This is a genomic window from Streptosporangium sp. NPDC006013 (genome assembly GCF_040614275.1).
Classification (GTDB): Bacteria; Actinomycetota; Actinomycetes; order Streptosporangiales; family Streptosporangiaceae; genus Streptosporangium.
Genome location: NZ_JBEXUE010000584.1, coordinates 1 through 5,480, shown reverse-complemented (window position 1 = coordinate 5,480; position 5,480 = coordinate 1). Strand labels below are relative to the sequence as shown.

General features: G+C 70.7%; 5 protein-coding genes. 2 read left to right on the top strand and 3 right to left on the bottom strand.

Features of this window, described 5'->3' with window-relative positions; translation table 11 throughout:
- Nucleotides 1–71: 71 nt before the first annotated feature.
- On the bottom strand, nt 72–1,046 hold the full coding sequence (locus ABZ260_RS45470; RefSeq protein ID WP_355563947.1) for an ABC transporter substrate-binding protein: 975 nt from the start codon (nt 1,044–1,046) through the stop codon (nt 72–74).
- A 12-nt stretch (nt 1,047–1,058) separates the two neighbouring features.
- Nucleotides 1,059–2,090: a LacI family DNA-binding transcriptional regulator gene (locus ABZ260_RS45465; RefSeq protein ID WP_355630592.1), complete on the bottom strand. Its 1,032-nt coding sequence runs from the start codon at nt 2,088–2,090 to the stop codon at nt 1,059–1,061.
- Nucleotides 2,091–2,407: 317 nt separating this feature from the next.
- Between ABZ260_RS45465 and ABZ260_RS45460 the strand changes: the two genes are divergently transcribed.
- Nucleotides 2,408–2,623, top strand: coding sequence for a hypothetical protein (locus ABZ260_RS45460; RefSeq protein WP_355630589.1), 216 nt, complete (start codon nt 2,408–2,410; stop codon nt 2,621–2,623).
- 20 nt (nt 2,624–2,643) lie between these two features.
- Here the strand turns inward: ABZ260_RS45460 and ABZ260_RS45455 are convergent, their stop codons facing one another.
- Nucleotides 2,644–3,816 carry a UDP-N-acetylglucosamine--N-acetylmuramyl-(pentapeptide) pyrophosphoryl-undecaprenol N-acetylglucosamine transferase gene (locus tag ABZ260_RS45455; protein WP_355630586.1) on the bottom strand — a complete coding sequence of 391 codons (1,173 nt, stop codon included), beginning with the start codon at nt 3,814–3,816 and terminating at the stop codon, nt 2,644–2,646.
- Between the two features lie 357 nt (nt 3,817–4,173).
- Between ABZ260_RS45455 and ABZ260_RS45450 the strand changes: the two genes are divergently transcribed.
- A complete protein-coding gene (locus ABZ260_RS45450) occupies nt 4,174–5,385 on the top strand; it encodes a hypothetical protein (protein WP_355630583.1) in 1,212 nt (403 codons plus the stop codon).
- Nucleotides 5,386–5,480: the final 95 nt, after the last annotated feature.

The window sequence follows — 5,480 nt, the reverse complement described above, 5'->3', positions numbered from 1 at the left end:
TGCAAACCGGCCCCGGGGTCGGCGGCCCCCGGTCGGCGGCGAGGCCCCGGAGGACCTCGCCGCCGGCACGGCTAGTACTTCCGATCGGGCAGGGCCGCCTTGGCCTGCTCGGGGGTGAAGGTGGTCTCCTCGGTGAGGACCCGCTGCGGGATCTGCTCGCCCTTGACCGCCTTCTTGACCAGGTCCATCAGTTGCGGGCCGAGGAGCGGGCTGCACTCCGCGATGAAGTTGATCTTCCCGTCGGCCAGGGCCTGCATGCCGTCCTTGACCGCGTCGATGGTAATGATCTTAATGTCGGTACCCGGCTTGAGCCCCGCGCCCTCGATCGCCTCGATCGCCCCCAGACCCATGTCGTCGTTGTGCGCGAACAGGACGTCGATGTCCTTGTGCGCCTTGAGGAAGGCCTCCATGACCTCCTTGCCCTTGGCGCGGGTGAAGTCACCGGTCTGCGAGGCGATGATCTTGAACTTGGGGTCGGCCGCGATGGCGTCCCCGAAGCCCTTCTTCCTGTCGTTGGCGGGCGCGGAGCCCGTGGTGCCCTGGAGTTCGACGATGTTGACCGGCCCCGGCTCGCCCTCGTACTCCTTGACCAGCCACTCGCCGGACTTCTGGCCCTCGATGACGAAGTCGGAGCCGATGAAGGTCCGGTAGAGCGAGGTGTCGGCGGAGTCGACGGCCCTGTCGGTCAGGATGACCGGGATGCCGGCGTCCTTGACCTCCTTCAGCACGGTGTCCCAGCCCGACTCGACCACCGGCGAGAAGGCGATCGCGTCGACCTTCTGCTGGATGAACGAGCGGATGGCCTTGATCTGGTTCTCCTGCTTCTGCTGGGCGTCGGAGAACTTCAGGTCGATGCCGGCCTCCTTGGCCGCCTCCTGGACGGACTTGGTGTTCGCGGTCCGCCAGCCGCTCTCCGCGCCGACCTGCGAGAAGCCGAGCGTGATCTGGTCGGATCCGACACCGGCCTCGGTGTCACCTCCGCCGCAGGCGGTGAGCACGAGGGTCAGAAGCCCGGCGGCCAGCGCCGCGGGCACTTTCTTGAACATGGTTTCTCTCTTTCAGTGGGGGGCGGGACCGCTGCTCTCCCTGACCACCAGTTCGGGTTCCACGATGCGCGGGCCTTCTTGCTCGGTGCCCTGGATCCGGTCGAGCAGCAGCCGGAAGGCGTGCCGGCCGACCTCGCCGAAGTTCTGCCTGACCGTCGTCAGCGGCGGCCAGAAGTAGGCGGCCTCGGGCACGTCGTCGAAGCCCACCACGCTCACGTCCTCGGGGACGCGCCGGCCGGCCTCGCGCAGGGCCCGCAGCACCCCCAGGGTCATCTGGTCGTTGGCCACGAAGACCGCCGTGACCGACGGATCGCCGGCCAGCCGCTTGCCGAGCCGGTAGCCGGAGTAGGCGCTCCAGTCACCGGCCGCCGCCTCGGGCACCGGCCGCCCCTCGGCCTCCAGAACGGACCGCCACCCCTCGACCCGTCCCCTGGCGTCGATCCAGTTGGGAGGGCCGGACAGGTGCCAGACCGTCTCGTGGCCGAGGCTCAGCAGATGTCGCGTCGCCCGTACGGCGCCACCGCGCTGGTCGACCATGACGACGGGGACCGGGATGTCCTCCCCGGCGTCCACCGCGACCACCGGGAGACCGGGTGAGAGGTGGCGCAGGCCGTCGGCGGCCGACTCGTGGGGGGCGACGATGACGATGCCGTCGACCGACTGCGCGCGCAGCCGCTCGACCCCCTCACCGATCGACCTGCGGTTCAGCGCGCCGAGGCTGGCGATGTTGACCACGTAGTCGTTCTGCCTGGCTGCCTGCTCGATCGCGTAGAGCGTGGAGGCAGGCCCGTACAGGGTGGTGTCGAAGCTGACCACGCCGAGCACACCCGAGCGGCCCGTGACGAGCTGGCGCGCGGCCGGGTTGGGCCGGTAGCCGAGCTTGTTCACCGCCGCCATGACGCGCGCCCGGGTCTCGGGGCGCACCCTGTCGGGCGCGTTCAGCGCTCGCGACACGGTCATGGCGGAGACCCCGGCGAGCTCGGCGACGTCGTCGAGCACCGCCGGTCTGGTCCGCGCCCTGTCGTCGTCGGAGCTCGGTGTCATGGGTTCCTCGCCATGTTTCACTGGGGTTACCAGAGTGTTTGCGATAACACTGAACCTGTCAATACCGAGGAAGACACCTTTTCTCCACTCTGCCCGGCGAGCTGAATTTCCCTTCCCAGCCGGAGTTTCTTCCCGAATCGTGACACCGGATACTCTTGACGCCCTAGCTGATAGCGCTAACAATCAGAGCCCGGCAACCGCCCCTTCCGACCCGCACACAAGGGCGCCGGGCAGGACCTGAGAGAGGTGGACATCGTGGAAGAGCGCCAGGCGTCCTGGAGTACGGATGGCACCAGGACGGCGAGCCCGCGGGGCAGGTGCGCCGGGAGCCGGCGCACGACCCCGGCCGGGGCACCGGGGTCGTGCTGACGCAGACGGTTCCCGCGCGACCGGCCGGCCTGCGCACGACGGCGCTCGCCGCCTGGCAGACGCACCTGGAGTCGCTCTTCGCGGCCGTCCAGGGCGAGCCCCGGTGCCGGCCCGAGGGCCGTGTCGGGGAACTGCGGAAGCTGTACGAGGAGCGTCTGGGCTGACGGCTGACGGGCCCACCGGTTCAGCCGGTCTTGCCGTCCACCCTCGCCTCCTCCAGGAGCACCAGGGCCAGCGCGTCGGCGGCGTCGACACGGCCGAGGGAGCCCGCGGCGCCGGCCATGGCGGCACGGGCGCCCGGATCCCGCAGGAGCGCGTCCAGCTCGGCCAGGAGCGCCTCGGCGGTGGGACCGTTCTCCAGCAGTGCCCGGGCGGCACCCGCCTCGGCGAGGTAGCGGGCGTTCTGACGCTGCTCGTCGGCGGCGGAGGGCACCAGGGGGATGAGGACGGACGCCTTGCCCACGGCGGTCAGCTCGGCGACGGTGCCCGCGCCACTGCGGGAGACCACGACATCGGCCGCGGCGAACACGTCGGCCAGCTCCGCACCGACGTACGGCACGGGATGGTAACGATCGCGCAGCCGCTCGGGGAGCCCCGCGGCGGTACGGGTGAGCTGGCCGATCCAGTCGGGGCCGCACTGGTGGAGCACCTGCGCCCTGGCGAGCAGTTCGGGCAGGATCGTCTCGACCATGGTGTTGATCTGACGGCTGCCCTGCGCGCCGCCGGTCACGTAGACCACCGGCAGGTCGGATGAGAGCCCGAAGTGGCGCCGTCCGGCGTCGACGTTGCCGCGCAGCAGATGGGGACGGACCGGGTTGCCGGTGACCACGGCCCGGTCGCGCACCCCGGCGGGCAGGTGCTCGATCGAGGAGGGGTGGGTCAGCGCGATCCGCCGGGCGAAGCGCGACAGGATGCGGTTGGCCAGACCCAGCGAGGTGATCTGCTCGTGCATGACCAGCGGGCGGCCCAGCACCCGGGAGGCGACGCCCAGCGGCACGCAGACGTACCCGCCGGTCGACAGCACCACGTCGGGGCGGTAGCGGGCGGCGATGCCGAAGGCCTGGAGCACGCCGACGGGGATCCGGAACATGTCCACGAGGTTGGTGACCAGCTCACGCGGGTTGGGCGAGCGCCTGAGCTTCCCGGCCTTGATGGCCCGGAACGGGATGCCGTGCTCCGCCGCGATGCGGGCCTCCAGGCCGGTCGCCGTACCGACCCAGAGCACGTCCAGGCTGAGCCCCCGCGCGCCGGCGTGGTCGCGCAGGGCCGCGACTGTGGTCAGCGCGGGGTAGGTGTGGCCACCGGTTCCACCTCCGGTGACGAGCAACCGCAGGGTCCGGTGATTGCCGGCGTCCATGTCTGTCCATCCTTCCGATATCACGACGGTCCATGTTCGCGGTGTGCCGGACTGCTCCTGAGCCCCGGGCACGCCACCCGGGCCTCCGACGAAGATCCACTGACGAGCGACCGCAGGGTCCGGTGAATGCCGGCCTCCATATGTCGGTTCATCCTTCCGATGTCACAATGGTTCGTGTTCGCGGGGCGCACCGGAGTTCTCCGGGGCCCCGGGCACGGTACCCGAGGTCTCAGCGAAGATCCACATTGCCCTTCGTCGCCGGGCGGTCGCGCCCGGTGGTTTCTCCGACACGCCCGGCATCCGGGAGCGTCACTCGAACGGCGCACGGCATTCGTTGCGGTGAGTACCGTATGTGACATGGATTTGACGGAAGAGCATTTCGCCGGGGCGTCGGAGCGTCTTGGTGACGCGCTGACGGTGCTCCGGCAGCGAGCCGGGGCCGGCGCGGAGGCGCTGGACTATTTCGGTGACATCGCCGAAGAGCTGCATCCGATCGGATCCTGGCTACGGCGACCGGCTCAGGCCGGGGAGTGGCCGCACCACATCATGCCTCCCGTCTACGGCCTGCTGTTCGCCCAGGCGTGGTCGCTGGCCTTTCCCGGCGAGGCACCTTCGGTCTTCCCCCACGGCGCGGAGCGGACCGAGTCCGGGTGGACCGTGCAGCGGGCCACCATCTGGTTCGGCGACACCTACGTTCCCGGGTGGCTGGATGTGAAGGCGCCGCTGATCGTGATCGGTTCGCTGGTGGTGGAAGGGCTTCTCGACGACGGCGACGTCTCGGAGAGCTATCTCGCGGTGACCGGTGACCTGCGGGCCCGCGCGATCCACAGCGCGGCGGACCACCTGGTGCTCGGCACCGTCGCCGCGGGAGTGATCTTCTGTTCCGGCAACGACGGCTCCCTCGTCGCGGGCGGGGACATCATGGCGGACCTGTTCGTGCCCGCCGAGCACGCGTACGAGCACTACGGCCTGCTGCGGGCCGGTGTCGTCGGCGTCGGCGACCGCGCCGACATCGTGGCCGAGCGGCTGGCGCCGTGGCTGCCCTCGGGCTACGTCCGCCTCGGCGGGCTGGGCGAGCCGGTGGACCGCTGGCGCGTCCTGCAGGAGGCCGCCGCCGGGCGGTCACCGGTGCTCGCCCAGCCCCGGCCGGTGATGCTCCCGCCGCCGGCGCTCCTGCTCTCGGCCCTCGCCGCACCGGCCGGGGTGACGGAGCTCGACCTGTCCGGCAGCCGCCTGCACCGCGTCCCCGAGGACATCTCGGCCCTCACCTCGCTGACCCGGCTGGACCTGGAGCACACACCGCTGACCGGCCTGGACGGCATCGAGGGTCTGCGCACGCTGGAGCACCTGTCGATCAGGAACACGCCCGTGCGGTCGCTGGCCCCGCTCCAGGCGCTGAAGGATCTCCATCACCTCGACGTCTCCTACTGCGAGGACGTCCAGGACTGGGTCGTGCTCCTCGACCTGCCCTCGCTCGACACGCTCGTCGCGCACGGCTGCGCCCTTCCGGCGCACGTACGCGCGCAGCTCGTCGCCAGGCTCGGCGACCGGATCATCGGGCGGGGCTAGGGCCTGTCCCGTGGATCTTGCCGTGGCGAGGATCGGTCAGGTGGTGTCTCGCAAGGCGGAGGAGGGAGCCGCAGCGTGCTGCGGTGACCGACGAC

Excerpts from the sequence above, each read along its gene's own strand:
- ABZ260_RS45470 (WP_355563947.1), bottom strand. The coding sequence starts at position 1,046 with ATGTTCAAGAAAGTGCCCGCGGCGCTGGCCGCCGGGCTTCTGACCCTC.
- ABZ260_RS45465 (WP_355630592.1), bottom strand. The coding sequence starts at position 2,090 with ATGACACCGAGCTCCGACGACGACAGGGCGCGGACCAGACCGGCGGTG.
- ABZ260_RS45455 (WP_355630586.1), bottom strand. The coding sequence starts at position 3,816 with ATGGACGCCGGCAATCACCGGACCCTGCGGTTGCTCGTCACCGGAGGT.
- ABZ260_RS45450 (WP_355630583.1), top strand. The coding sequence starts at position 4,174 with ATGGATTTGACGGAAGAGCATTTCGCCGGGGCGTCGGAGCGTCTTGGT.